This is a genomic window from Arthrobacter sp. FW306-2-2C-D06B (assembly GCF_021789175.1).
Lineage (GTDB): Bacteria > Actinomycetota > Actinomycetes > Actinomycetales > Micrococcaceae > Arthrobacter.
Window position 1 is genome coordinate 255147 of record NZ_CP084560.1, and the last position, 24438, is coordinate 279584.

At 64.7% G+C, this 24438-nt stretch carries 27 protein-coding genes; 20 read left to right on the forward strand and 7 right to left on the reverse strand.

Annotation, left to right across the window (positions count from 1 at the left end; translation table 11 throughout):
* Nucleotides 1–39: 39 nt before the first annotated feature.
* The 6 genes from LFT47_RS01220 to LFT47_RS01245 all read left to right on the forward strand — a co-directional run bounded on the left by LFT47_RS01220 (nucleotide 40) and on the right by LFT47_RS01245 (nucleotide 7343).
* Nucleotides 40–1254 carry a metal-dependent hydrolase family protein gene (locus tag LFT47_RS01220; RefSeq protein ID WP_236814335.1) on the forward strand — a complete coding sequence of 405 codons (1215 nt, stop codon included), beginning with the start codon at nucleotides 40–42 and terminating at the stop codon, nucleotides 1252–1254.
* A 147-nt stretch (nucleotides 1255–1401) separates the two neighbouring features.
* Nucleotides 1402–2019, forward strand: coding sequence for an alpha/beta hydrolase (locus LFT47_RS01225; RefSeq protein ID WP_236814337.1), 618 nt, complete (start codon nucleotides 1402–1404; stop codon nucleotides 2017–2019).
* Between the two features lie 154 nt (nucleotides 2020–2173).
* Entirely contained in the window at nucleotides 2174–3184 is a 1011-nt protein-coding gene (locus tag LFT47_RS01230; protein ID WP_236814339.1) for a LacI family DNA-binding transcriptional regulator, read from the forward strand.
* 17 nt (nucleotides 3185–3201) lie between these two features.
* Nucleotides 3202–3939 carry an HAD family hydrolase gene (locus tag LFT47_RS01235; RefSeq protein WP_236814341.1) on the forward strand — a complete coding sequence of 246 codons (738 nt, stop codon included), beginning with the start codon at nucleotides 3202–3204 and terminating at the stop codon, nucleotides 3937–3939.
* Between the two features lie 41 nt (nucleotides 3940–3980).
* Complete coding sequence (locus tag LFT47_RS01240; RefSeq protein ID WP_236814343.1) at nucleotides 3981–6386, forward strand: glycoside hydrolase family 65 protein; 2406 nt, start codon at nucleotides 3981–3983, stop codon at nucleotides 6384–6386.
* A gap of 183 nt (nucleotides 6387–6569) precedes the next feature.
* Nucleotides 6570–7343 (forward strand): hypothetical protein, encoded by a 774-nt coding sequence (locus LFT47_RS01245; RefSeq protein WP_236814344.1) that lies wholly within the window; start codon nucleotides 6570–6572, stop codon nucleotides 7341–7343.
* Between the two features lie 166 nt (nucleotides 7344–7509).
* Here the strand turns inward: LFT47_RS01245 and LFT47_RS01250 are convergent, their stop codons facing one another.
* From LFT47_RS01250 to LFT47_RS01260, 3 genes are all read right to left on the reverse strand, one after another.
* Nucleotides 7510–7920: a DUF6855 family protein gene (locus LFT47_RS01250; protein WP_236814346.1), complete on the reverse strand. Its 411-nt coding sequence runs from the start codon at nucleotides 7918–7920 to the stop codon at nucleotides 7510–7512.
* A gap of 444 nt (nucleotides 7921–8364) precedes the next feature.
* Entirely contained in the window at nucleotides 8365–9078 is a 714-nt protein-coding gene (locus tag LFT47_RS01255) for a DNA alkylation repair protein (RefSeq protein WP_236814348.1), read from the reverse strand.
* Nucleotides 9079–9111: 33 nt separating this feature from the next.
* Nucleotides 9112–9258 (reverse strand): hypothetical protein, encoded by a 147-nt coding sequence (locus LFT47_RS01260; RefSeq protein ID WP_236814350.1) that lies wholly within the window; start codon nucleotides 9256–9258, stop codon nucleotides 9112–9114.
* A gap of 133 nt (nucleotides 9259–9391) precedes the next feature.
* On the opposite strand from LFT47_RS01260, the gene LFT47_RS01265 reads away from it, so the two are divergent.
* Genes LFT47_RS01265 through LFT47_RS01280 form a run of 4 tightly spaced genes read left to right on the forward strand, consistent with a single transcriptional unit; the run spans nucleotide 9392 to nucleotide 12512 of the window.
* Nucleotides 9392–10195: a hypothetical protein gene (locus tag LFT47_RS01265; RefSeq protein WP_236814352.1), complete on the forward strand. Its 804-nt coding sequence runs from the start codon at nucleotides 9392–9394 to the stop codon at nucleotides 10193–10195.
* Nucleotides 10179–10928, forward strand: coding sequence for a LamB/YcsF family protein (locus tag LFT47_RS01270; protein WP_236814354.1), 750 nt, complete (start codon nucleotides 10179–10181; stop codon nucleotides 10926–10928). Before LFT47_RS01265 ends, LFT47_RS01270 begins: the two co-directional genes overlap by 17 nt.
* A gap of 37 nt (nucleotides 10929–10965) precedes the next feature.
* A complete protein-coding gene (gene pxpB / locus LFT47_RS01275; RefSeq protein ID WP_236814356.1) occupies nucleotides 10966–11559 on the forward strand; it encodes a 5-oxoprolinase subunit PxpB in 594 nt (197 codons plus the stop codon).
* Complete coding sequence (locus tag LFT47_RS01280; protein ID WP_236814358.1) at nucleotides 11559–12512, forward strand: biotin-dependent carboxyltransferase family protein; 954 nt, start codon at nucleotides 11559–11561, stop codon at nucleotides 12510–12512. The genes pxpB and LFT47_RS01280 overlap by 1 nt, the downstream gene beginning before the upstream one ends.
* Nucleotides 12513–12738: 226 nt before the next feature.
* Here LFT47_RS01280 and LFT47_RS01285 read toward each other — a convergent pair whose 3' ends face one another.
* A complete protein-coding gene (locus tag LFT47_RS01285; RefSeq protein ID WP_442863453.1) occupies nucleotides 12739–13944 on the reverse strand; it encodes a DUF445 domain-containing protein in 1206 nt (401 codons plus the stop codon).
* Between the two features lie 206 nt (nucleotides 13945–14150).
* On the opposite strand from LFT47_RS01285, the gene LFT47_RS01290 reads away from it, so the two are divergent.
* Nucleotides 14151–15050 carry a glycerophosphodiester phosphodiesterase gene (locus tag LFT47_RS01290; protein ID WP_236814362.1) on the forward strand — a complete coding sequence of 300 codons (900 nt, stop codon included), beginning with the start codon at nucleotides 14151–14153 and terminating at the stop codon, nucleotides 15048–15050.
* A 60-nt stretch (nucleotides 15051–15110) separates the two neighbouring features.
* Here LFT47_RS01290 and LFT47_RS01295 read toward each other — a convergent pair whose 3' ends face one another.
* Nucleotides 15111–15848 (reverse strand): fumarylacetoacetate hydrolase family protein, encoded by a 738-nt coding sequence (locus LFT47_RS01295; RefSeq protein ID WP_236814364.1) that lies wholly within the window; start codon nucleotides 15846–15848, stop codon nucleotides 15111–15113.
* A 184-nt stretch (nucleotides 15849–16032) separates the two neighbouring features.
* On the opposite strand from LFT47_RS01295, the gene LFT47_RS01300 reads away from it, so the two are divergent.
* The 3 genes from LFT47_RS01300 to LFT47_RS01310 are packed head-to-tail and all read left to right on the forward strand — an operon-like array spanning nucleotide 16033 to nucleotide 17584.
* Nucleotides 16033–16527: a DoxX family protein gene (locus tag LFT47_RS01300; RefSeq protein WP_236814366.1), complete on the forward strand. Its 495-nt coding sequence runs from the start codon at nucleotides 16033–16035 to the stop codon at nucleotides 16525–16527.
* Complete coding sequence (locus LFT47_RS01305) at nucleotides 16524–17276, forward strand: AzlC family ABC transporter permease (RefSeq protein ID WP_236814368.1); 753 nt, start codon at nucleotides 16524–16526, stop codon at nucleotides 17274–17276. Before LFT47_RS01300 ends, LFT47_RS01305 begins: the two co-directional genes overlap by 4 nt.
* A complete protein-coding gene (locus tag LFT47_RS01310) occupies nucleotides 17273–17584 on the forward strand; it encodes an AzlD domain-containing protein (RefSeq protein ID WP_236814370.1) in 312 nt (103 codons plus the stop codon). Before LFT47_RS01305 ends, LFT47_RS01310 begins: the two co-directional genes overlap by 4 nt.
* A gap of 55 nt (nucleotides 17585–17639) precedes the next feature.
* Here LFT47_RS01310 and LFT47_RS01315 read toward each other — a convergent pair whose 3' ends face one another.
* Nucleotides 17640–18260 (reverse strand): TetR/AcrR family transcriptional regulator, encoded by a 621-nt coding sequence (locus LFT47_RS01315; RefSeq protein WP_236814373.1) that lies wholly within the window; start codon nucleotides 18258–18260, stop codon nucleotides 17640–17642.
* A 70-nt stretch (nucleotides 18261–18330) separates the two neighbouring features.
* Between LFT47_RS01315 and LFT47_RS01320 the strand changes: the two genes are divergently transcribed.
* The 4 genes from LFT47_RS01320 (at nucleotide 18331) to LFT47_RS01335 (ending at nucleotide 20967) form a co-directional block, all read left to right on the forward strand.
* The gene (locus tag LFT47_RS01320) at nucleotides 18331–18654 is read left to right on the forward strand and encodes a thiamine-binding protein (RefSeq protein ID WP_236814375.1); all 324 of its coding nucleotides are present in this window, start codon (nucleotides 18331–18333) and stop codon (nucleotides 18652–18654) included.
* 49 nt (nucleotides 18655–18703) lie between these two features.
* Nucleotides 18704–19387 (forward strand): O-methyltransferase, encoded by a 684-nt coding sequence (locus LFT47_RS01325; protein ID WP_236814377.1) that lies wholly within the window; start codon nucleotides 18704–18706, stop codon nucleotides 19385–19387.
* Between the two features lie 15 nt (nucleotides 19388–19402).
* Nucleotides 19403–19906: a GNAT family N-acetyltransferase gene (locus tag LFT47_RS01330; RefSeq protein WP_236814379.1), complete on the forward strand. Its 504-nt coding sequence runs from the start codon at nucleotides 19403–19405 to the stop codon at nucleotides 19904–19906.
* Between the two features lie 158 nt (nucleotides 19907–20064).
* Nucleotides 20065–20967, forward strand: coding sequence for a spermidine synthase (locus LFT47_RS01335; RefSeq protein ID WP_236814381.1), 903 nt, complete (start codon nucleotides 20065–20067; stop codon nucleotides 20965–20967).
* Between the two features lie 49 nt (nucleotides 20968–21016).
* Here the strand turns inward: LFT47_RS01335 and LFT47_RS01340 are convergent, their stop codons facing one another.
* Complete coding sequence (locus tag LFT47_RS01340) at nucleotides 21017–21913, reverse strand: LysR family transcriptional regulator (RefSeq protein ID WP_236814383.1); 897 nt, start codon at nucleotides 21911–21913, stop codon at nucleotides 21017–21019.
* 129 nt (nucleotides 21914–22042) lie between these two features.
* Here LFT47_RS01340 and LFT47_RS01345 point away from each other — a divergent pair, with 129 nt between their 5' ends.
* Entirely contained in the window at nucleotides 22043–23422 is a 1380-nt protein-coding gene (locus tag LFT47_RS01345; protein WP_236814385.1) for an MFS transporter, read from the forward strand.
* Nucleotides 23419–24162: a 3-hydroxybutyrate dehydrogenase gene (locus LFT47_RS01350; protein WP_236814387.1), complete on the forward strand. Its 744-nt coding sequence runs from the start codon at nucleotides 23419–23421 to the stop codon at nucleotides 24160–24162. Before LFT47_RS01345 ends, LFT47_RS01350 begins: the two co-directional genes overlap by 4 nt.
* Nucleotides 24163–24438: the final 276 nt, after the last annotated feature.

Sequence of the window (24438 nt, forward strand, 5' to 3'; positions counted from 1 at the left end):
GCGGCGCCCGCGAAAACAGCTGAAAAGGGGCTTCCACACGTGACCAACACGACGCCGGGAACACTGACCATCCTTAACGCCCTCATCTTCGATGGCGAGACCCGGAACCTGCTCGAGGGTTCCATCACCGTCCGCGAAGGCCGGATCACGGAAGTGGGGCGAGACGTGGAAGAGGCCGGAACAATCGTTGACGCCGACGGCCGTACCGTGATTCCCGGGCTCATCGATGCGCATTTCCATGCCTATGCGCTCAGCTTGACTGCCGCCAAGAACGAAACAGGGCCATTGAGCTACTCTGCGCTCGCAGGGGCCCGGCGACTTGAGTCGGCCTTGAACAGGGGCTTCACGAGCGTCCGTGACGTGGCCGGGGGAGACATAGGCCTCGCCAATGCCATCGACGAAGGCTTGTACGCAGGTCCGAGGTACTTCTTTACCGGACCTGCCCTGAGCCAGACAGGTGGCCACGGTGACATCCGGGCCGCGGACGACGGCGGTTGCTTCCATGGCGGCCACATGTGCGAAGTGGTGGACGGTGCGGATGAGCTGCTGCGGGCCGTGCGCAACCGCTTCCGCACCGGAGCCACGGCCATCAAGCTCATGACGTCCGGCGGAGTCATTTCCCCCGTCGACCCCATCAGGGTTCCACAATACAGCTCGGCCGAAATCCGAACGGTAACGGAAGAGGCGTCCCGCCGGGGCAGCTATGCGACGGCCCACGCTTACTCGCCCGAGGCCATCCGTCATTCGGTGCTCAACGGGGTGCGCTGTATTGAGCACGGCAATCTGTTGGACGCTGAAACTGCCCGCTTGATGGCTGACCACGAGGTCTACCTGGTACCAACGTTGGCGACCTACGACGCTATGGCCCGGCGTGGCGAAGAAGTCGGTCTCACGGAGGTAGGGGCGGCCAAGAACCTGGAAGTGCTGAATGCCGGCCGGAACGCCGTCGAGCTGGCCCGCGACGCGGGAGTCCGGATTGGATTTGGTACGGACCTCATGGGGGAGTTGGAGGATGAGCAATTGGCCGGGCTCCGCCTGCAATGCGAAGCATTGGGTGTCTACGATGCGCTTCGCTCGGCAACATCGACCAACGCAGCCCTGTTGCGTCGCGATGACCTGGGCCGTATAGCCGAAGGAGCCTTGGGAGACTTGGTCATCCTGGACGGAAATCCCGTTGACGACCCGTCGGTGCTCTGGGACGAAAGCCGCACGCGTACAGTCATCAAGGCGGGACGGATCATCACAAGGCAGTAGCCAGCCGCGCCGAGGCCCACTGTTGAGCGCGAGCTCGCCGGAACGGTGCCGGCTCGCCCGAGCCTTTCGGCGACCCGGGCGCGTTCCAGCGATTTCGACGGCGACGGCGACGGCGGGCAAGGGAGAAAGGGCGCATAGGCTCTTCCCATGGAAACAGTCGTCTGGTCCAAACCGGAAAATGAGCGCGCCGGGACGCCGCTGCTTGTGATGATGCATGGGTACGGCACGGACGAGCAGCGGATGGTGAATCTCTTTCCCCAGCTCCCCAAAGAATTCACCTGCGCCGCGCTCCGTGGGCCCATGCCGATCGGCGACCACTATGGCTGGTTCCTGCTGGACTACTTCCTGGCCAATGACTTTGCGGACGTCATCACCGCCACCAACAAGGTGTTCGCCTGGATTGACTCAGTCAAACGCAACCACAGCAGCGTGAGCCTTCTGGGCTATTCCCAAGGCATGGCCATGGCCAGTACGCTTCTGCGGCTTCGTCCGGAAGGCTTCCAAGCGACGGTGGGCCTCTCCGGATTCGTGCTGGAAAACGACCTCCTGGCGCTCAGCGAATCCTTCGACTCGCCGCCGCCGTTCTTCTGGGGCAGGGACAAAGCCGATCCCGTGATCTTCAGTGACGCCATTGAGCACACGGCGGAATGGCTCGACAAAAACACCGCACTCACCGCGCGAACCTACCCTGGGATGGGGCATCGGATCGAGGCCCCGGAAATGAGTGATGTCAGCGCGTTCCTGAGGTATTACGTCCTTCGTTGAGGTGAGGTCCGCGTCACATTCGAGGGTGCCGGAATACAACTCTTGATTGCCAAAATTGTAAGCGCTTACACTCTTCTTCGGCGGTGCAAGGATGTGGCGCTAAATCCAGAAGATGAAAGGGTTGAGGCCGTGTTGAATGGTTAAGGCTCACCGCGTGACAATCCAGGACGTTGCCGTCCTCTCGGGCTTGTCCATCTGCACCGTTTCACGCGCCCTGCGGAACCTTCCGAACGTGTCCGAAAAAGCGCAAGCCAAAGTTTCCGACGCCGCCGCCAAACTCGGCTACAAGGCATCCTCCGCGGCAGCCCGGCTAGCCGGCGGAAGTACCGGTTCCATCGCGATCATCGCTCCCACTGCCACCGCCTGGTTCTTCGCCCAGGCCGTCGAAGCGGCCGAGGAAGTGTTCGGGGACAGCGGATTCGACACCGTCCTGATCAGCCTGCGCGGCAAGTCGAGCGTCAAACGGAAGATCTTCGGCGACCTCCTTGGACTGTCCCAACGCGTGGACGGCGTGCTGCTTCTCAACGTCGATTTGAGCGAATCCGAGATTGCCCTCTTGGCCGCGTCCGGCCTTGCAGTTGCGAGCGTGGGGATGACTTCCGTACCGTGGGACAACGTAGGGATCGACGACGAACTCGCAGCTTGGCAGGCCACTTCCCACCTGCTCGGGCTGGGCCATTGGGATCTGGCGGTGCTTTCCGGCCGCGAAACCCACGAGAACTCGGTGTTGACGGCCAGCGACAGGCTCAAGGGATTCAGCCGTGCATTGAAGGACCATCACCTGACCGTTCATCCGGACTTGGTCATCAATTCGGATTCCACGATCGACGGCGGCCGTATAGCCATGAACGAACTCATTGCCCACAGAAGCCTTCCCACCGCAGTCTTCGCGCACTGTGACGAGGCGGCTTTCGGGGCGCTGATGGCATTGCGGGAGCACGGATTGTCCGCGCCGAAGAATGTCTCCGTGATTGGAATCGACGACCACCCGATGAGCTGGTTCCTTGGCCTAAGCACGGTGGCGCAGCCAGTGGCGGACCAAGGTGCCTTCGCCGCCAACCTCCTGGTGGACCGGCTCCAGAACGCCGACGCCCCCAACGAACCCTCCAACCACTTCCTTGACACGAAACTCATTGAACGCAAAACCACGCGCCGCCAGCGCTGAACGGACCACTCCACACCATGACTGATATTCGAGCAACCCAGAAGACCGCATGGACGGGAGCTACTGCGCTCCTTTTCGACCTCGACGGCGTGCTGACGCCGACCGCCGTCGTGCATGAGCAGGCCTGGCAGGAACTCTTCGACGGCTACCTGGCCGAAACAGGGCATCCGGAGGGTTACCAGGAGAGCGACTACTTCGACCACATCGACGGCAAGCCGCGCTTCGATGGAGTCCGGGATTTCCTCACCTCCCGTGGAATCACCTTGCCGGAAGGACCCACAGACGACGATCCCGCCAACACGAGCGTGCAGGGCCTGGGCAACCGCAAGAACCGGATCTTCAACGAGATCGTGGATTCGCGCGGCGTCGAGCCTTACGCGGGCTCTGTCCGGTTCATCCACGCAGCCTTGGAACTGGGACTCAAGCTCGCCGTCGTCTCCTCTTCGCGCAACGCGCCCGCCGTCCTGAAGGCGGCCGGACTGGATGGCTACTTCCCGGTGGTGGTCGACGGCCAGGTGGCGGCCGCCGTCGGGCTCCCCGGCAAGCCGGATCCCGCCACGTTCCGTTACGCGGCCGAGCTGCTGGACGTTCCGGCCGCAGGCTGCGTCGTCGTCGAGGACGCCGTGTCCGGCGTGCAGGCCGGCAGCGCCGGGAACTTCCGCGCGGTGATCGGGGTGGACCGGGGCGCCGGCCACCAGACCCTGCTCGACGCCGGCGCGACGTTTGTGGTCGACGACCTCGACGATCTCCTCTAACCAAGCCGTTTCACCAGAAACAGAAGGAACACAACAGTCCCATGGCACTTATCAGCTCCGACCGGCTGCGCTTTCCATGCGAACCGTGGAAGCTCGTGGAGAGCATCCACGTTCCCGGTGACGCCGGTACTCTCGAAACCCTCTTCAGCCTCGGCAACGGCCACCTGGGCATCCGCGGCGCCCATTGGGCGGGAGCGGACGCCGAGCTTCCCGGCACGTTCATCAACGGTTTCCACGAAACGTGGGACATCAAGCACGCCGAGAACGCGTACGGTTTTGCCCGTATAGGACAAAGGATCGTCTACGTCCCGGATGCCAACAACTTCAACGTTGTCATCGACGGCGAACAACTGAGCCTCGCCGAGTCAACAGTGCAGAACTACCGCCGCAGCATCGACTTCGCCACGGGCGTTTACGAGTGCGCTGTCACGTGGGAGTGCCGTTCAGGCGCCATCGTCACGACGGTGGAGCGCCGCGCCGTCGGAATCGAATCCAGGGGTTCCCTGGGCATCGAGCTGAGCCTCACCGCAGACCGCCAGGTTTCTGCTGACGTCACGTCCTTGGTGATCAACCGGCAGGACCAGCCTGTGGAGGACCACTCGGCCCACGACCCACGCCGCTCCGGCCGCCACGCCGGCCGGGTGTTGCTCCCGCTCCACCTCCAGGGCTCCGACGGATCCCTGCGCATGGCCTGGGAAACCGCCGAATCCAGGCAGCGCATCGGCATGGCCGTGGACCACTGGATTTCCGCCGAAGGCCAACCATTCGAAACCGTGGTGGGGGAGGACGAGTCCACGGTCCGCTACGTCATGGCCGTGAATGAGGGCGAGATCTTCCGCTTGGAGAAGACCGTCAGCTACGTCGTGAACAGTGCCGACGCAAGCGCAGCAGATCCCGGCGAGCTCCTGGCGTCCGACGCCGAGTTGGGGCTCGTGCCGTTCGACGCGCTCCTGGCCGAAGGCGCGGCCCACTACCGTGATTACTGGTCCACAGCGGATATCACCATTGGTGGCCAGCCCGAACAGCAGCAGGCCGTGCGCTGGAGCCTGTTCCAGCTTGCCCAGGCCACCGCGCGAGCCGGGGTCGCGGGCATTCCGGCGAAGGGCGTCAGCGGCTCCGGCTATGAGGGCCACTACTTCTGGGACCAGGAGGTGTACTTGCTGCCTTACCTGACGTACACCAATCCGACCGCTGCCCGCCAGGTGCTGGAATCCCGCCACGCCATGCTTCCCGACGCCCGTATCCGGGCCAAGGAACTGAGCGTGGAAGGTGCGCTGTTCCCGTGGCGGACCATCAACGGGCACGAGGCCAGCGCCTACTACGCCGCGGGCACCGCGCAGTTCCACATCGCCGCCGCCATCGCCTTCGCCACCAACCGGTACCAGTGGGCCAGTGGCGACGCGAGCTTCCGCGCCGAGGTGGGAGCCGATCTGTTGATCGAGACGGCCCGCATGTGGGCATCGCTGGGCTTCTTCGGCAAAGACGGCTTGTTCCACATCCACGGCGTCACTGGCCCGGATGAATACACGGCCGTGGTCAACGACAACCTCTACACGAATGTCATGGCCCGCTTTAATCTGCGAGCCGCCGCGGCACTGGAACACCCGGACGTCCCGGATACCGAACGGATGGTGTGGCAACAGGCCGCCGCGCGCATGTCCCTTCCCTACGATCCGGACATGGAGATCTACAGCCAGGACAACGACTTCATGACCCTGGAGCCGTGGGACTGGTCCACGCCGCGCTCCAAGTACCCGCTGCTGCTCAACTTCCACCCGCTGGTGATCTACCGGCACCAAGTCCTCAAGCAAGCGGACACGGTGCTGGCGATGTTCCTGCAGTGGCAGGACTTCACGGCCGAGGAAAAGCAGCGCGCGTTCGACTTCTACGATCCCATCACCACAGGCGACTCCACCTTGTCCGCCTGCGTGCAGGGAATCATGGCGGCCGAGGTGGGTTACTCCGACGTCGCCCTCAAGCACTTCACCGAGGCCTTGTTCATCGACCTGGACAACACGCACAACAACACCGTTGACGGCGTGCACATCGCGTCCACCGGCGGTATCTGGAGTTCCCTGGTGTGCGGATTCGCGGGCATGCGGGACCAGGGCGAGATCCCGCACTTCGATCCGCGGCTGCCGGCCGAGTGGGACAGCCTGTCCTTCCGGCTCAAGATCCGCGGGCGGCTCCTGTCCGTCGAGCTGCGCCCGGGGTCCATCAGCCTTGCGCTGGTTCTGGATGCAGCTTCAGGTTCAGCGCCCGACGCCGGTGCCGCACCTTTGGAAGATACCGCGCCTTTGGAGGTCAGCGTGCGCGGGCAGCGGGTCGTCGTCGGCGTCGAGACGGTCACTGTGCCACTCGACGAAGTGCCGGTCCCCGCGCCGTCGGTCTTCCCGAGCCTTTTCCCGACGGCGGGACTTCCCGTGATCGGGAGCGCGCGGGTCTGATCCATCGATTGCTCCGTAACTGTCGTTCTGGGCGCCCAAAACGGCAGTTACGGAGCAACGGATTCCCCAAGACGGCCGGTGGGTGGGGGGCTGCGGTTTCGGAGTTATTCGGGAACGGTTCATTCATGATTCATGGGACGCCGATACGGTCTCCGGAGACCTCTCTGGAAAAGGACTCTACCCATGGATCGACGGACATTCGCCTCCGCTGCCTTGCTGACCGCGGCGGCACCGCTGCTCACCACTACTCCGGCCCTCGCGGACTCTTCCGAGCGGGGAAAGGATGCGAAGCTCACACGCGCCATGTTGGACGCCTTGGAACGCGAACTTGAGGACCATGCCACCGCCTCCGTCGTTGAACCCCACATTGAAGACATCGGATTCAACTGGCATCCGCCAACCAAGCCGGTCGAGAGCATTGATTTCATCATTGCCTATGGTTTCGGCAACCGCCGGCCGGCAGGAGGCGGAGACCCCAGCCGCGTGCTCTACGAGCCCGGCCCGGTCAACGAAGCCCTCGCGGACACGGTTGCGAAGCTGCGGGCGAGGCGCAACGTTCCCGTCTTTGCCCAGTGGGAAATCGCCAGGTTCCTCGAGTCCAAGTACCACATGAGCGGGGTGACCTCGATTGAACCTGTCTTTTCGGCGGACGGCACCATTGTGTATCTGAGCACGGACGGCGTTGCAGCCCAGGTCAAGGAGCTGCGCGCCTCTCAGCCTTCGGGGATCGCCGGCATTGTTGGATTCCGGGACCACATCAAGCGCTGTGTCCAAACCACCCAAGACCACGGGATGGACGCTTTCGCTCCCCAAGGCATGGACATGCCCGGCACCTATGATCCGCAGTCGGGACAGCCGTGGACCCGGCGTCGTGATCTATATCTGGTGCACGACATGTACGCCCAGATCGCCGTGCTCCGCGGGAAACTGATCGCGCAGGCCTATCCCAACGGCTGATTCCCGGATGGCGCAGGGGGACGTGGCGAGCAGGGTTCGGCAAGAAGGGACAAGCGGAAGGTCCTGATCGAGCTCGTGGCGGACCAGATGACTGCCGCGATGCCCCATTTCTTCGACTTCATGGGCGGGCTCGCGCGCCGTCGTCGAACCCTGCCCGAGGTGCTCCCTACTTAGGCGCTATGCCCCGCATGCTGTTGTTCCGTTTCTCGTGGGTGAGCTCGGCGAGCCCAAGTGCTTCCAGGAGTGGCGGCATATACATGCCGAAGCGACCGCGGTATCCCTTGCGCAGGCCGTACCAACCGCCCACCGGATTGCCTTCGTCGCGCCCCCAGGCCTCTACGGTGCCTTCGGCGGCGGGCTTGTTCTCGTCGGCGGCCCCGAGGGGCACCCAATCGCCTTGCTGAAGTAGCCACGCATGCAGGTCCTCAATGGCGCTCAAATGGTATTTAAGGGTCGTGGAACCCACCTGGCAAACGATCGCCGGTGGGTCACCCGTTTCGTCCCGGTACATCGTGTAGTCGGAGGAGCCAGGCGGGGTGGTGAGCTTCCAGGGGTCTTCCTTGGATCCAGCGGCCATGTGACGGTGTCCTTCCTGGCGGCGTCGCAGCATGCGTCGCACGGTGTTGGCTACACGCTACACAGCGCCGGGCGGAATGTCTGCGGGGCCCGTCCGGGCTTAGCCGCCTCCTGCTAGCCGAACCGCCAATGCCCGGCTGTAGCTCGCGGGCTCGCCCCGCGTCACCGCCGAAACAACTAGTTGCCGACGGCTGATGCGTTTGGCGTAGAAGCCGGCGTAGGGGAGAACGATGATTTCTTCCAGGCCGCTCTTCCAGGCAGTTTGCCACCGTCCCTCCCACTCGGCGGCGCTTGCCGAACCAGGGGTCCGTGAGGTCCCCGGATCTGGACGGGGTGAGAGTGCCGGAATGCATGAGGCCCTCCGTCGCGACGATGGCTACACGCTACACAGCAACGGGCGGCACTGGAAGGCGGACGGAGCGGCCGGCCAAGAACAGAGGATGGTTCAGTTGGAAAGTTCGGCGCCATGGACGCTGCGCCGGCGCGATTTCAGCCCGGTCTCCAACTTGGTCCGCACCTCGCGCTTCACGCGGGCGGCAAGCTCAGTCTCATGCATTTCAAGGAAGGTCCGGACGGCGCGCGGATCCCATGGCACCAAGGACCGCAACGCCCAGCTGACCGCCTTGACCACAGTGTCGTCGCGATCGTTGATCAGGATGCCGACGACGGCGAGCGTCCGTTGCGTATCCCCCGTTCCCCACCGTGATCTCGTATTGAGGACGGTAGTGGAGACAAGGGCTATGCGCCGCCACCAACGGTCCGGGCTCCGCGCCCAGCGGTCGACGTCGGCGTCCGAGATGAGTCCTTCGCGCCACGCGGGCCCCACCAAGTCGGTCGCGAAGGCATCGGCCTGGCCCCACGTAGCGATGCCTTGTCCCAAATATTCAAGCCGGGCCGGCGTCAGCTCAGCGAAAGCCCCCCGATGGGAATTGATGAACTCCCATCCTTCCCAGTCAAAGCCCGCTTGTACGAGCCCTTCGGCGAGACCGAAGACGACGGCGGCGTCCATCGTGGCGATTTCCGCGGAAATCCTGCGTCGGACGCTGCGGAAGCTCGCGGCGTCGTGCTTCTCCAAAGCGCGCAGTTCGTCGAGGACGCGCGCCAACAATTTGCCCGGTTGAGTATCCCCGGGAGGGACGAGTACTCCGTGCGAAGCCACTTTGAGGCCCCCGATTTCGCAGGATGAACGCTACTACGCGGGGGCGTCGTCGGTATCCGGCCCTTCGGCGGGTTCCTGGCTGTGAAGGCCGGTATCGTGAGACACCCAACCCTCCGTTTCCCCTTCGGCAGGGGCGTCGCTGTGATGGCGGACTTCGTTGGGATCTGGTGCCTTGATCATTCCGGATGCTTCCTGTCCTTCGTTGGACTGTTCCCGCGAACGCCTTAAAGTCTACGCCGGGGAGAGGGCGTGTGGCCTAGGCTAGGCCAAGGAACTACCGAACGAATCCAACGGCTGAATGCAGAGGTGAAGAATGGCAAAGCGACCCAACCAGGCAGTAAAGATTGCGCAGGAAACGGCCCACAACGCCATGTTCGACGCCAGCGGCAATGCCAAGCCGGGTGTCCATAACGTGCTCCTTCGGGCTGTCGAGGTCCAACGTCCCCTTGTGCTGGCGAACCTCCGTCGCTTGCAGCGCAAATACCCGCAGGCAACGGCGGCGCAGCTGGCCGCCAAACTGGAGAGGGACTACCTCGCCGCAGTCACCGGCGGGGGTGCCGCCGTCGGGGCAACCGCCGTCGTGCCTGGGATCGGTACGGCTGCCTCTCTAGGCCTGTCCGCGCTGGCCACCATCGGCTTTCTGGAAGGAACCGCGCTTTACGCCGCTTCCCTGGCCGAGCTCCACGGCATCCGCCTGACCGATCCGGACCGTGCACGAACCATGGTCATGGCCATCATGCTCGGAGAAGAAGGCACCGCCTTGCTGGGTGCGCTGAGCGGACAATCGCTCGGCAAAGGCAAAGGCGTCACGCAGGCCTGGGGCAAGACCCTCACCAAGAAGCTGCCCGGCGGAGGATTCGGGGTCATTCGCGACGCCATCCAACGTGCCTTCCTCAAGCGCCTCGTCCAGCGCCAAGGCGCCGCTTTCCTCGGCCGTGCACTGCCATTCGGCGTGGGAGCCGTGGTGGGCGGAGTCGGAAACCGCGTCATGGGCCGTGCCGTAGCGGCCTCGGCGAGGGAAGCATTCGGTCCCATGCCGGACATCATTCCGGGCGAGCTGCTTCCAGCCGCCCGCCAGAACGCGCTGGAAGGCGGAAATAATGGATCTCAACGCTGATTCGGGGGAGTCGTTCGGCTCCTGGACCATGGGAAACGACGCTTCAATGTTTCGGATTGTCAGCAGCGCCAACGTCGCGTGCGGCTTCCATGCAGGGGATCCGGTGACCATGCTGGACAGCTGCCGCGCCGCCTTCGAGCTCGACGTCAGGGTCGGTGCCCATGTGGGCTACCGGGACCTGCACGGCTTCGGGCGCCGAGCGATGGACATGTCCTTCGATGAGCTCTTTGGCGATGTCCTCTACCAGCTCGGTGCCCTGGACGGCGTGGCCCACGCTGTCGGCGCCTCCGTGGACTACGTCAAACCCCACGGCGCCCTGTACAACAGGATCGTCAATGACGTCGAGCAGGCCGAAGCCGTGGTGGCCGCGATTCATGCCTACGATCCGGGGCTACCTGTTCTTGGCCTGCCAGGCTCGGCGCTGCTGCGCCTCGCCGAGGAATCCGGGCACCCGGTCTTCCGGGAGGCATTCGTGGACCGCGGCTACCTGCCGGACGGCACCTTGGTGCCGCGCTCGCAGGAAGGCGCAATGGTGCACGACGCCGCCGCGGTAGTCGAGCGGGCCGTGCGCTTTGCAGTGCGGGGCGAGGTGCTGGCGGTGGACGGCACAGTGGTTCGGGTGAAGCCCGATTCGTTGTGCATCCATGGCGACACTCCAGGTGCTGTTGAGTTGGCTGCGGCGGTGCGCGCCGGCCTTGAGGAAGCTGGTGTGGAGATTGAGTCCTTCGCCTGACCGGATCTTTCTGCCCTGCGGCGACAGCGCTTTCTTGGTGGAACTGCCGGAACTGACCGCCGTCGTCGCGTACTACCGAGGGCTGGCCGGCGCCGGCGCGTCGGCTCGCTTTTCCGCGCCGCAGGGGATCATCGACGTCGTGCCGGCCGCCCGCACTGTCCTCGTCACCTTCGATCCCGAGACGATCCGCCCCTCCGAGGTCCGTGACTGGCTGGAGTCAGCGGAACCGGCATACGACGTCGCCAGCTCCGGCCGCGAAGTGACCATTGAGGTCTCCTACGGTGGCCCCGATCTTACCGAGACGGCACAGTTCCTCGGCATCGGGGAGGCCGAAGTGGTCAAGCTTCACACGAACTCGGAGTGGACGGCCGCCTTCTCCGGCTTCGCGCCCGGCTTCGTGTACCTCGTCACGACGCATGAGCGGCTCCGCGTACCGCGTCGGAACACTCCACGTACGGCCGTGCCGGCCGGCTCGGTTGCCCTGGCAGGCGAGTTCAGCGGCGTCTACCCGCGATCCTCACCAGGCGGGTGGCAACTGATCGGAACCACGACGGCGGCCCTGTGGGACGCGTCCAAGGTCGAGCCTGCGCTGATCCGGCCGGGTGACCTGGTCCGATTCGTGGAGGCCTGATGGGGATCGTAGTGGTGAACCCCGGCCCACTCACCTTGGTGGAAGACCTTGGCAGGCCGGGCTGGGCTTCGTTGGGGCTGAGCCCTTCCGGCGCCCTCGACCGGCAATCACTCCGCCTCGCAAATCTGCTGGTGGCGAATCCAGCGGAAGCGGCCGGATTGGAGATATTGCTCGGCGGGCTTCGCCTGCGGTTCGTCACGGCATCGACGGTCGCCGTGGCAGGCGCAAAGGGAATCGTCACACTCAACGGCGCCGAGATTCCGCTGAACCAAGCCATCCGCGTGGCACCGGGTGCGGTGCTGGACTTCGGTGCTCCGCTGTTCGGGCTGCGATATTACCTGGCGGTACAGGGCGGCATCGATGCTCCCAAGCTCCTCGGCTCAAGCAGCACGGACATGCTCTCCGGTGAAGGCCCCGCGCCGTTGACATCGGGTGTGCAGTTGGGAATCGGACATGTTTCCGCGGGCAACGGCCTGGTTTCGGGAGCGGCTTCCGTTCCCGGTCATGGGGTTGGACCCGGGGCGGGACCCGGATCCGGGGCCGGTGCGCCCGTTGGGACCCTCAGCAATGCGCATGCCCTCCCTGCCATCCGCCGCGCTCCTGATCCTGGGCGCGCCATCACAGCCCGCGTGGACCGCGGCCCCCGTGCAGACTGGTTCGACGACGGCTCCTGGCGCCGCCTCGTCAGCCAGGAATGGACCCTGTCGCCTGACTCCAACAGGATCGGTGCCCGGCTGGTGGGCCGACCGCTGACCCAGACCCGGCTCGAGGAACTGCCCAGCGAAGGCATGGTGCTCGGCGCGCTGCAAGTCCCGCCGTCGGGCCTTCCAACGGTATTCCTCGCTGATCACCCCGTGACGGGTGGCTACCCCGTGATTGCCGTGGTGCGTCGCACGGACCTGGACTTGTTGGGCCAAGCCCGCCCCGGCCAGAGGATCCGGTTCCTGGGCTGAGGGTTCCCCTCCTCTGGACATGCTCATTCCCGGGCGCGAGGAGTGGACATATTGGGATTATGTCCATCGGTCAGGGGCAGGGCAGGACATGCCCCTTGCTGCGTGCCGGGTGCCCACGTTGGACATGCTCATTCCCGGGTACATGGAGTGGACATATTGGGATTATGTCCAATGCTTGCTGCAAGCGGTGGGCATGTCCCTTGCTTGGTGCCGGGCCGAACCCCCGTCAGCCAAAGACCAAGTGCGCCACGGTGAAGATCGCGAGCCCGGCCAGCGACCCCACGACGGTGCCGTTGATGCGGATGTACTGCAGGTCCTTGCCGACCTGGAGTTCGATCTTTTGCGAAGTCTCCTCGGCATCCCAGCGCGCGACGGTGTCCGTGATGACCCCCGCAATGTCGGAACGGTACGTTTTGACGAGGTAACCGGCGGCGTCACCGATCCAGGCATTGACCTTGCCCGCGAGCTCGTCATCGCTGACAAGCCGCGAACCGAAGTCCCGGACGGCGCTCTTGAAACGCTGTGTCAGTTCGCTGTCGGGATCGTCGACGGCGGAGAGCAGCGCGTTCTTGATGGTGCCCCAGGTGCGGGAGGCGAGTTCTCGGACCTCGGGATCACCAAGGACCTGGGTCTTGATTGCCTCGGCCCGGGCAATCATTGCAGGATCGTGCTGAAGATCCTGGGCAAGATCGCCAAGGTATGTATCGATCGATTGGCGCACTTGATGATCGGGATCCTGCTGCACCGCCCGGATGAACTTGGCGATTTCGTTGTAGACCCGGTCGCCCACGATGTCGTCCACGAAGGACGGAACCCAGAGCGGCGAACGGTCGGACACGAGCCGGTTCACCGTGGAGTGGTTCGCTTCCACCCAATCCGCCGCACGGTCAACCAGCAGATCGACGAGCTTGTGGTGGTGGCCGTCGGCAAAGATCCGTTCGGCCATGCGGCCCACCGGCGGTCCCCAGGGCGGAGTGAGCAGGTGCTTGCGGACCATGCCCTCGATCACTGCCTGGACGTCGTCGTCGTTCAGCACGGTGAACGCTCCGCGGATGAGTGCCGAACCTTCCTTGGCAATACGCTCCGGGCCGCCTGGGGAAGCGAGCCACTTGCCGGCCTTCCGGGCGATGTCCACGCTCGCGAGCTTCTCCTGGACCACCTGCTCGGACAGGAAGTTGGTCTCGACGAATTCCCCGAGCGAAGCGCCGATCTGGTCCTTGCGCCGCGGAATGATGGCCGTGTGAGGGATTTTCAGGCCCATGGGGTATTTGAACAGCGCAGTGACGGCGAACCAGTCGGCCAGGGCTCCCACCATGCCGCCCTCGGCCGCGGCCCGCACATATTCCAGCCACGGATACTGCCTCTGCAAGGCGAAAGCGGCCGTGAAAACCACCGCCATCACAATCAGGAGCGCCAGCGCCACCGACTTCATCCGACGCAGGGCAGCGGCCTTTTCGGCGTCACCGTTTCGCTGCCCGACGCCGGCCGCAACCGTGGAGCTGCTCCTGGCACCTCCGTGCCGGGCAGCCTCCGCGTTCGGGTCACTATCGCTCTCGGTCACCGGGATTTGTTCAGAGTTCACCTGCATGTGCCCAGCGTAGCCCCGTCGCCGTCGTGGGCGTGGGCTACCGTATCCCCATGACGAATGACGAGCCCGGTCGCCCAGACCAAAGCACGGAGCAAAACACGCGGCCCATGGTCTACGCCCACCGCGGAGCGAGTGCCGCATTTGCGGAGCACACACGCGCCGCATACCTGAAGGCAATCGCCGACGGCGCCGACGGCGTCGAGTGCGACGTCCACCTGACGCGGGACCAGCACGTTGTCCTGCTTCACGACGCAAACCTGGACCGTACCTCGGACGGCACCGGTCCCGTGGCTGAGAAGACGCTCGAAGAGCTGCGGCAACTGGACTTCTCCTCCTGGAAGGGCGCCCGGATTCCCGACCAGTACGGCGCGAAGTCGGACCAGCTCCTGACGCTCCCGGAGTTGCTGGAGATCCTGCGCGGTGCCGGCAGGACCATCGGCCTGGCCATTGAGCTCAAGCACCCCAGCCCTTACCAGCTCAAGCTTGAAGACCGCGTGCTCGAGCTTTTGGGCAGCGAAGGGTGGGATGCAGAGACCTCCATGCTGGACAACATCCAGGTTTCCTTCATGAGTTTCAGCCCGGATTCGGTCAAGCATCTGCTCCAGTTCGTTCCCGCGGAGAACATCTGCCAGCTGGTGGACGACGTCACGGTGGAAGAAATCCGCGATGAACTTGGCCTGGGCGTCATCACCGGGGGAGCGGTGGCCAACGTGATGAAGGCAGCCCAGCAGGAAGGCGAGCGGATCCTGGACGACTGCGAGGTGGGACTGGCCGGCCCGGGCATCGACTACGTCCGCAAGCACGCCCGCACCGTCCAGCGTTGGCTTGAATCAGGCCGCCGCTTCCGGGTGTGGACCGTCGATTCGGAGAACGATGTAGCCCTCTGCCAAGGCCTTGGCATCCACGAGATCACCACGAACAAGCCTGCGCAGGTCCTGGCCCAGCTTTAGGATCCCAACTGACTCGCAGTTGTTGTCGTTTTGAGGCCCCAAAACGACAACAACTGCCAGTCAGATGACCGTGTTGCTGAGGGTTCCGATGCCGCCCAGCGTGATGTCCACCCGGTCGCCGGGCTGGACAGCCACGAAGGTGTTCGGAGCGCCCGTCATGATGATGTCTCCCGGTTCCAGGGTCAGCCATTCGGTGACGTAGACGAGGCAATCCGTGATGGAGGACGGCAGGTTGAAGGAACCGGACCTGGCTTTGACCTCGCCATTGACTACAACCTCGGTGCTCACGTTGTCCGGGTCCTCGATCTCGGTCTCGATCCACGGACCCAGGGGCGTGTAGTTGGTGCCGGACTTGCCCTGGAAGAGCTTTTCGTCGACCTGGTTTTGGTCCACATTAGTGACGTCGTTGACCACGGTGTAGCCCAGGACGTGGCTCAAGGCGTTCTCGGCCGTGAGCTTCTCCGCCCGCTTTCCGATGACGGCCGCCAGCTCGCCTTCCACGTTCACAGTGCCCGCGTTTCGCACGGCCACGATGCCGTCACCGGGGCCGGCGATGCTGTGGACGGACTTGTGCCAGGCCTGGATGGGCAGCACGTGGTTGTTGTTACCCAGGTTGTGCCCGATTCCGAGCACCACGGAAGGCCGGACCGGGGCGAGGAACTCGGCGTCGTCCGCGGAACTGGTTTCTCCGGTGAAAGAAAGGACCTCGGCAAAGGGATCCTCGATGTGGTCCCAGCGTCCATCGCGCAGGACAGCGTGCTGCGGGCCGGAAGGGGTCTGTAGTCGGGCGATGCGCATGGAACTCCTCGTTGAATTTCTCGTGGCGGCGGACGGTAGCTGTGGACGATGCCAGGCACAGCCTAACGAGAAACATACATCATGCTGAACTAAGTCCAATACTCTGAACGCGCAAGAATTGCGCACACCTTGCCCGGCACCCCTCCGGTTACCGCAGCAGGCGGGGCTGTGGTTGCATGAATACATGCCTTTTTCGTGGTCCGCCCGGACAACCCAGACAATGTCCGCGGCGGCCATGAGTGCAGTGTTACTCGTAAGCGCCAGGAAGCACTTCCAGCAGCCGGAGTTCTTTGCCCCGGTCGTCCCGGATTATCTCTGCCGCGAGGACTATGCGGGCGAAGACGCCGAATTCGAAGCCGGCCAAGGCAAGGCCAAGGCACCCGCACCGCGGAACGGCGCCTTGGCGGTCATGTCCCGGGAGGAATGGATCGCGGTGAGTGGACTACTTGAGGGGGCGGCCGCCGTCGGGCTCCTCATGCCTTCGACGCGCAGGGCTGCAGCCCTCGGCACCACGCTGATGTTCACGGCGTTCCTGGCCGGACACGTGGACGCGCTCCGCCGCGCATACTCTCCGGCCGGGACCCCGTCCGCGCGGCGGATTCACACACTGCGCCTGCCTCTGCAGCTCCCTTTGATCCTGTGGGCATGGAGTCTGGCTGGAGCGAAACGGGGCGCATGAAACTCCTCGAATCCCCCGCGGTGAAGGTGGGCCTCTCCATCAGTATCGCAACGGGCCTCTACGGCATTTCGTTCGGGGCATTGGCCTCGGCGTCCGGTTTCAGTTTCTGGCAGACCATGGCCTTCAGCCTGCTCATGTTCAGTGGAGGCTCGCAGTTCGCCTTCATCGGCGTCGTAGCCGGCGGCGGTTCCGGCATTGCCGCCATGACCGCTGCGGCGCTGCTGGGCTTGCGCAATGGCATCTATGGGATGCAGATGAACGCGCTGTTGCGTCCCCGCGGATGGCTCAAGTACCCGCAAGCACACATCACCATCGACGAGTCCACTGCCACTGCCTCGGGACAAAGCGATTCCGACGAACAGCGCCGTGGCTTCTGGACGGCCGGACTCGGCATTTTCGTGCTGTGGAACATCTTCACGGCTGTCGGCGCCTTGGCGGGCGATGCCTTGGGCGATCCCAAGCAGTGGGGGCTCGACGGCGCCGCCGTGGCAGCGTTCCTGGGCCTGCTCTGGCCTCGGCTCAAGGGCCGCGAACCCTGGGCGATCGCCGCCGCCGCTGCTCTGGCAACCATTATTACGGTCCCGTTCGTTCCAGCGGGCGTGCCCATCCTCGTGGCCGCCGTCGTGGCCGGGGCCATCGGCTGGTTCGGCCACGGACGCAGCGACGAAGGCATGGAGCCCGACGTCGATCCCTACCCGCGCGGTCATTCCAGCGCAGACGCTTCCAGCCGCGAAAGGAGCGCCGAATGAACCTCTGGCTCTGGATCCTTATCGCCTGCGGACTGGCGTACCTCACCAAGCTTTCGGGCTATTTCGTGCCGGCGAAGCTGCTGCGGAGTCCGCGGATGATGCGCGTGGCCGGCACCATGACCATCGGTCTGCTGGCGTCCCTGACCGTCGTCAACGCCGTGGCGTCGGGGCAGTCCCTCGCCTTCGACGCCCGGCTCGGTGCGCTCGCAGCCGGGGCTGTAGCGCTGTGGCTGCGGGCCCCGTTCCTTGTGGTGGTTATCGTCGGATCGGCGGCGGCCGCCTCCCTGCGGTTGCTCGGCTGGCGCTGAACCACCGCGCGTGGTTCCGATCGTCGCTGCGGTGAGCGGCGCCGTCGTGCGCTGGTTACTGGAAAGCCATCCCGGGGATGGGGGTCTGCTGTGGCAGCGGGCGGGACGGGCGTTCGGTGCGGATGGCGTCCTCTAGCAAGGCAACCGGCCGTTCCCAAGCGCGGGACCCTGGCTCCATGGTGTCCACGGCGCCGATCAGCATGGCAACAAGGCGCACCATGTCCTCGATGGAGATGTCCCGGCGCAGCGAACCCTGGCCCTGGCCGCGGCTAAGCAGCTCAGCCATGGAATCGATCAAGCCGCCCGTGATGCCCACCAGGAGTCCGCGGCGGCCGGCGACGGCGCCCAGCAGGTTCGCATCTTCGCTGGCAACCTGCACCACGGCGTCGATCACGTTGATGAGCCCGACGGCGGCATCCATGCCCGCGAGGGACTCTTCCACGACCGGGTCCACGTGAAGCCTGAGTTGCCGCGACAAGGCGGCCAGGACGAGTTGTTCTTTGTCGGCGAAGTTACGGAACAGCGTAGCCGGGCCAACACCTGCGGTCGTGGCGATCGTCTGGAGTGGAACCTCCGGGCCCAGCTCGCGGAAGCACTGGCGCGCCGCCGTGATGATCTTGTCTACGTTGCGCGCAGCGTCAGCTCTAAGTGGCTTGCGTTCCAAGGGCCGGTCCATGCTGCTCACAGTAGCAACGGAGGGGCTCCAATCACTTTTGTGACATTCTTGCGCGTGAAAGACTGGATTCATGTTGCTTGCCTTTTCAGTTGCCCCGTCCGGCCAGCCCGCTGCTGGCGCCGTATCCGTCGATGGCTCGGTGCACGACGCCGTTGCCGAGGCCGTGAAGATCGTCCGCGAATCCGGGCTGCCCAACCAGACGGACTCGATGTTCACCACCATCGAGGGCGAGTGGGATGAGGTGTTCGATGTCGTCAAACGCGCCACCGAGGCCGTGGGAAGGTATGGAAACCGCGTTTCCTTGGTGATCAAGGCCGATATCCGGCCCGGGTACACGGGGGAACTCACCGGCAAGGTCGAGCGGCTCGAGAACGCGATCGCCCAAGGCGAATAACGGGTAGCCGGTCCTTCCCTCCGCCGTGACCCGGTGCAAGACTGGGGCCATGTTTGAACATAAGGCCCAGCCCGGCTGGGTGGCCGTCGAGGAATACTTGTCCACCGCCGTCGTCCGCCCGAACGCAGCGCTCAAACACGCGGTGCAGTCCGCCCTCGACGCCGGGATGCCGCCTATCGAAGTGGCGCCCAACGCCGGCAAGCTGCTCAAGATGCTGGTGCAGCTATCGGGTGCGCGGCGCGTGCTGGAAGTCGGTACCTTGGCCGGCTTCAGCGCGATCTGGATGGCCCAGGGACTGCCCGACGACGGCCGCCTGGTCACGTGCGAATACCTCCCGAAACACGCTGAAATCGCCCGGGTGAACGTGGACATGGCCGGGATCGGCCACAAAGTAGACATCCGGGTCGGCCCCGCGTTGGAGACCCTTGCGGAGCTTGCCGAAGATCCCGAGCGGGACGGCCCGTTCGACTTCGTCTTCATCGACGCCGACAAGGAGAACGATTCCAACTACCTCGACTGGGCCATCCGGCTCGGGCGGCCGGGCACCGTGATCGTGATGGACAACGTCATCTGGGAGGGTGCCATCCTGGATCCTTCCATGGACGAGGTGAACGCTCCAGGCATCGTGGGGGCACTGGAGATGATGGGCAAGGATCCGCGACTCGACGCAACGGCAATCCAAACTGTTGGATCCAAGGGATGGGACGGGTTCGCGATAGCGCGGGTGGTGTGACGCTAGGCTGAGCGAATGGAATTTACCCTCCGCCGGGCAACGGTGGACGACGCCGAGCCGCTGACCCGCATGCATGTGGCTGCCTGGCGGGAAAGCTATGGGCACCTCTTGCCGGAGGAGTTCTTCGCTCTCCATGAGGCCACCATCAACACGCGGATCGAGAGGCAGCGGGAAGCCTTGGCGGGCTCGTACAAGCCGATGCTCGCCCACGACGCCGACGGTGCCCTGGTGGGCATCGCCTTCGCCCGCGAGGCACCGGATGAGGACCGGCCGTGCGAACTGCAACTGCAGGTGATCTATACGTTGCGTCGCGTGCACGGTTTGGGCGTGGGGCAAGCATTGGTCGACGCCGTGATCGGCAACTCTGCCGCCTTTCTTTGGGTGCTTGAAGACAACCCGCGGGCCCAGGCTTTCTATCGCAAGAACGGCTTCCGGGCCGACGGAACGCGTCAGCTCCTGCCGCCGGAATGGCACGAACTACCGGAAATCCGGATGGTGCGTGCCGCCGTCGGGGGCTGACCGCAAGATGGTGCGTGCCGCCGTCGGGGGCTGACCGCAAGATGGTGCGTGCCGCCGTCGGGGGCTGACCGCAAGATGGTGCGTGCCGCCGTCGGGGGCTGACCGCAAGGCGGCGGCGTCAACTAGGGTTGAAGCATGACCGGAAGAAGGCGGCTGTAGTGGCGAAGCGTGGCAAGGGCAGGGGCGCCGGGCACGCTGCCGGAGTCATCGAGGTGCCCGCGGGCACGAAGCCGAACGGACCCGTTGAGGGCGTCTACTACATCGACACCGGCGACTGCGAACTCGTTGCCGACCCGGACAACTCCAACGGCTGGCTCCTGAAGATCAACGGCGTCATGAGCTCGCACATCGATGTGGCAGAGCCGTTGTTCCTGGACTTCGAGTACATGCGCTGGATAGCGGCCCTCGTGGAATCCAAATGGCCGCCCGAGTCCAAGCCAAAGCTTCGTGCCCTGCATCTTGGCGGTGGCGCATGTTCCCTCGCCCGGTACTTCCACGCAGCCTATCCGGACGCGCGCCAAGTGGTGGTGGAGCTCGACGGCAAGCTGGCCGAATACGTCCGCGGCTGGTTCGATCTCCCCAAAGCCCCGCTGCTGCGAATCCGCGTGGGCGAAGCAAGGGAAGTCACGGAAGGCCTCACTCCGGACACCCGCGACCTCATCATCCGGGACGTCTTTTCCGGCGCCCTCACTCCGAGGGCGCTCACCACCCGCGAATTCAACGATCAGGCGTCGAGGGTGCTGGCCCCGGGTGGCCTCTACGTGGTGAATTCCGGAGATGCCCCGGACCTCAAGAACGCCCGCGAGGACGCCGCCACCATCGCAGACACCTTCGCGCACACCATGATCATTGCCGACCCCGCGATGCTCAAGGGGCGGCGGTACGGGAACATGATCATGGCCGGCAGCCACGAGCCCTTCGGCGACGATCCCCAACTTGCCCGGAAGCTGCTCGGCGGAGCGGTGCCTGCGCATATCTGGAACGATGCCAAGGTCCGTGCTTTCGCCGTCGGCGCCCAGATCCGGCACGATCCTCAGCCGGCCGCATCGACTGCTGAGTAACTGCCGTTTTGGGCGCCCAAAACGACAGTTACTCAGCAATCGATGTTCCTCAGCGGCGCGCCAACAGCAACTCGCGGTGGGCGGCCGTCTCCTCTTGCAGGGCGTGCACGACGGCGGCGACGGCGGGGCGGCGCATCGAGTCGGGCCGCAGGACCATCCAGTAGGGGAGCAGCTCCGCGAAATCCGAGGGGAGGAGCCGTACGAGGTCCGGGTGCCGGTCCGCCATGAAGCATGGCAGGAAGCCGATACCGGCCCCGGCGCGCGTCGCCTCGACGTGGACGAAGACGTTGGTGGAGCTCAAGCCGTCGCGCATGGAGGGGACCAGCCGGCGAGGGGCATCGAGATCGTCCACTTGCAGCATGGAGTCCACGAAATAGACCAGCTGATGCCGCGTCAGCTCTTCGACGGTGACGGGCACGCCGTGAAAAGCCAGGTACTCGCGCGAGGCATACATTCCCAGCATGTACTCGCCCAGCAGCACAGCCTCGGCCCGGTGCACCTGGGGTTCGCCCACCACCACCTCGAGGTCCAGGCCGGAACGCTGCTGGAGCGCCCGGCGGGTCACGGTGATGATCTCCACGGTGAGGCCGGGATGCGATCGCCGCAAGCGCGCCACGGCCGGTGCCGCGATGTATGCGCTGAAACCATCAGTTGCGGTCATGCGTACGACGCCGGCAATGGGGTCCGGCGCGCGGTCGTCCGGTCCCAGCGTGCCCACCGCTGCTTCGATCCGCTCTGCCACGCCCGCGGCCTCGGCTCCGAGCTCCGTGACTTCCCAGCCGCCTGCCGCCCGCGCGAGTACCCGGCCGCCGAGCGCCTTCTCGAGCGCGGCGATCCTGCGGGAGACAGTGGTGTGGTTCAGTCCCAAGGCTTGGGCCGCCGTCGTGAACTTACCTGAGCGCGATACCGCGAGGAGGACCAGGAGATCGTCGGGATTCGGATTCATATCTGCAATTCTGCACACACTTAGTGCCATTTTGGTTATTGAAGCCGCAGTAATGTGCGGCAATACTCATTGGAGCATTTCGTGTTGTGGATCACAACGCGTGTCAGTGTGGACACTAAGGAGATGGACATGAGCGTAGGACAACGCTCCGCAGCAGGCGCGGCCGCGACCGGTAAAGGCGCAGGCCTCAAGAAGATCGTCGCCGCCTCGATGGTAGGCACCGTGGTGGAATGGTACGAATTCTTCCTCTACGCCACCGCCGCAACGCTGGTTTTCGGCAAGTATTTCTTCCCGCCCACCGGCAACGACCTTGACGGCATCATCCAGGCGTTCCTGACATACGCGGTGGGCTTCGTGGCCCGGCCCCTGGGCGGCATCGTCTTCGGCCAGATCGGCGACAGGCTCGGCCGCAAACCCACGCTGCAGCTCACCATCGTGATTGTCGGCGTGTCCACGTTCCTCATGGGCTGCCTCCCCGGCTTCGCCGACCTCGGATACTGGGCGCCGGCCATGCTCGTGGCGCTCCGCTTCATCCAAGGCTTCGCACTGGGTGGCGAATGGGGTGGCGCGGTGCTGCTGGTGGCGGAACACAGCCCCAAGGAGTCCCGCGGATTCTGGTCAAGCTGGCCGCAGGCCGCGGTTCCCGTCGGCAACCTCCTCGCCACCCTGGTCCTCTTCATCATGTCCACCACCCTCAGTAGCGCAGCCTTCCTGGGCTGGGGATGGCGTGTGGCGTTCTGGCTCTCCGCGGTGATCGTCTTTGTGGGCTACTACATCCGCACCCACGTGACCGAGGCGCCGATCTTCCTTGAGGCAAAGGCCCAGGTGGAGAAGGAACAAGCCATCAGCTACGGAATCGGCGAAGTCATCCGCAAATACCCCAACGGCATCCTGCAGGCCATGGGACTGAGGCTCGCCGAGAACATCATGTACTACCTCGTGGTGAGCTTCTCCATCGTGTACCTCAAGAGCGTGGACAAGTACGACACCTCCTCCTTGCTTCTCGCCCTGCTGATCGCACACGTTGTCCATTTCGTCGTCATCCCGCAGATCGGCCGGCTGGCAGACAACTGGGGACGCAAGCCGGTTTACCTGATCGGTGCCATCAGCGGTGCGACGTGGCCGTTCTTCGCCTTCCCCATGTTCGATACCAAGAACCCCGTGGTGATCGTTGCCGCCGTGACCATCGGGCTCTGCCTGCATGCCTTCATGTACGCAGGGCAGCCGGCCATCATGACCGAGCTCTTCCCCACCCGCATGCGCTACTCGGGCGTCTCCCTCGGCTCGCAGGTCACCTCGATCTTCGCCGGTTCCCTGGCTCCGCTCCTGGCGACGCAGTGGCTCAAGGACACCGGATCCTGGATGCCCACCGCCATCTACCTGGTGATCTCCTGCGCCATCACCGCCGTCGTCGTCTTGACGCTCAAGGAGACCCGAGGAGTGGCGCTGGAAGACGTTGACAAGGCCGACGCCGTTCGCCACGGCCTCCCCATGGCGGCCCGCGCATGAGCCTGGAGGGCCGCAAGGCCCTGGTCACAGGCGGGGCGGGCGGCATAGGGGCAGCATGCGCCACGGCCCTCGTTGCGCGGGGCGCGAAGGTTGTGGTGGCCGACGTCGATGCCGCCGGAGCCGCGGCGCTCGCCGACAAGCTGGGTGGCACCGCCTGGGCCGTCGACCTGCTCGACACTGAGGCCCTGGCGGGGCTCAGCCTGGATTGCGACATCCTCGTGAACAATGCCGGCATCCAGAAGGTTGCCCCCATCGAAGAATTCGAACCGGCAGACTTCCGCCGCATCCTGACCCTCATGCTCGAAGCCCCTTTCCTCCTCATCCGGGCCGCACTCCCGCACATGTATGCCAATGGATTCGGCCGGATCATCAACATTTCCTCGGTCCATGGGCTGCGGGCGTCGGCTTTCAAGAGCGCGTATGTCTCGGCCAAGCACGGGCTCGAGGGGCTCAGCAAAGTGACGGCCCTTGAGGGCGGCCAGCACGGGGTGACCTCCAACTGCATCAATCCGGGGTACGTGCGTACGCCGCTCGTCGAGAAGCAGATCGCGGACCAGGCACTGCTGCACGGCATCCCCGAATCGGAGGTCCTGGCGAAGGTCATGCTGACGGAGTCTGCGGTGAAGCGCCTCGTGGAACCGGAGGAAGTAGCGTCGCTGGCCGCGTGGATAGCGTCCGACGACGCCGGCATGGTCACCGGGGCCAGCTACACGATGGACGGGGGCTGGTCCGCCCGCTGACCACGCCCCTCGATGTCGTAGGCTGGTGCCCACGAGGGGAGCGAATATGGGTCTCGATCCGGCCAGCTTGAAGATAGCTCTGGGCATTGTCGCGCTGACGCTCTGCCTGCTGTTTTTCGGATCGTTCCGCCGGACCCGCTCCTCGTATAGCGGGTGGTGGTGCCTCGCCCTCGTTTTCCTGCTCTCGGGAAACATGGCGTACCTGCTCACCGGGACTTCCCAGCAAATCTGGGCCGGTCCCCTCGGCAACGCTTTGCTGGTGGCCGGGGCGTTCAG

Bases quoted from the DNA above. Each gene is read 5' to 3' on its own strand.
- LFT47_RS01225 (WP_236814337.1), top strand. From the start codon at position 1,402: ATGGAAACAGTCGTCTGGTCCAAACCGGAAAATGAGCGCGCCGGGACG.
- LFT47_RS01235 (WP_236814341.1), top strand. From the start codon at position 3,202: ATGACTGATATTCGAGCAACCCAGAAGACCGCATGGACGGGAGCTACT.
- LFT47_RS01240 (WP_236814343.1), top strand. From the start codon at position 3,981: ATGGCACTTATCAGCTCCGACCGGCTGCGCTTTCCATGCGAACCGTGG.
- LFT47_RS01245 (WP_236814344.1), top strand. From the start codon at position 6,570: ATGGATCGACGGACATTCGCCTCCGCTGCCTTGCTGACCGCGGCGGCA.
- LFT47_RS01250 (WP_236814346.1), bottom strand. From the start codon at position 7,920: ATGGCCGCTGGATCCAAGGAAGACCCCTGGAAGCTCACCACCCCGCCT.
- LFT47_RS01260 (WP_236814350.1), bottom strand. From the start codon at position 9,258: ATGATCAAGGCACCAGATCCCAACGAAGTCCGCCATCACAGCGACGCC.
- LFT47_RS01265 (WP_236814352.1), top strand. From the start codon at position 9,392: ATGGCAAAGCGACCCAACCAGGCAGTAAAGATTGCGCAGGAAACGGCC.
- LFT47_RS01270 (WP_236814354.1), top strand. From the start codon at position 10,179: ATGGATCTCAACGCTGATTCGGGGGAGTCGTTCGGCTCCTGGACCATG.
- LFT47_RS01280 (WP_236814358.1), top strand. From the start codon at position 11,559: ATGGGGATCGTAGTGGTGAACCCCGGCCCACTCACCTTGGTGGAAGAC.
- LFT47_RS01285 (WP_442863453.1), bottom strand. From the start codon at position 13,944: ATGAAGTCGGTGGCGCTGGCGCTCCTGATTGTGATGGCGGTGGTTTTC.
- LFT47_RS01290 (WP_236814362.1), top strand. From the start codon at position 14,151: ATGACGAATGACGAGCCCGGTCGCCCAGACCAAAGCACGGAGCAAAAC.
- LFT47_RS01295 (WP_236814364.1), bottom strand. From the start codon at position 15,848: ATGCGCATCGCCCGACTACAGACCCCTTCCGGCCCGCAGCACGCTGTC.
- LFT47_RS01300 (WP_236814366.1), top strand. From the start codon at position 16,033: ATGCCTTTTTCGTGGTCCGCCCGGACAACCCAGACAATGTCCGCGGCG.
- LFT47_RS01305 (WP_236814368.1), top strand. From the start codon at position 16,524: ATGAAACTCCTCGAATCCCCCGCGGTGAAGGTGGGCCTCTCCATCAGT.
- LFT47_RS01310 (WP_236814370.1), top strand. From the start codon at position 17,273: ATGAACCTCTGGCTCTGGATCCTTATCGCCTGCGGACTGGCGTACCTC.
- LFT47_RS01315 (WP_236814373.1), bottom strand. From the start codon at position 18,260: ATGGACCGGCCCTTGGAACGCAAGCCACTTAGAGCTGACGCTGCGCGC.
- LFT47_RS01320 (WP_236814375.1), top strand. From the start codon at position 18,331: ATGTTGCTTGCCTTTTCAGTTGCCCCGTCCGGCCAGCCCGCTGCTGGC.
- LFT47_RS01325 (WP_236814377.1), top strand. From the start codon at position 18,704: ATGTTTGAACATAAGGCCCAGCCCGGCTGGGTGGCCGTCGAGGAATAC.
- LFT47_RS01330 (WP_236814379.1), top strand. From the start codon at position 19,403: ATGGAATTTACCCTCCGCCGGGCAACGGTGGACGACGCCGAGCCGCTG.
- LFT47_RS01340 (WP_236814383.1), bottom strand. From the start codon at position 21,913: ATGAATCCGAATCCCGACGATCTCCTGGTCCTCCTCGCGGTATCGCGC.
- LFT47_RS01345 (WP_236814385.1), top strand. From the start codon at position 22,043: ATGAGCGTAGGACAACGCTCCGCAGCAGGCGCGGCCGCGACCGGTAAA.
- LFT47_RS01350 (WP_236814387.1), top strand. From the start codon at position 23,419: ATGAGCCTGGAGGGCCGCAAGGCCCTGGTCACAGGCGGGGCGGGCGGC.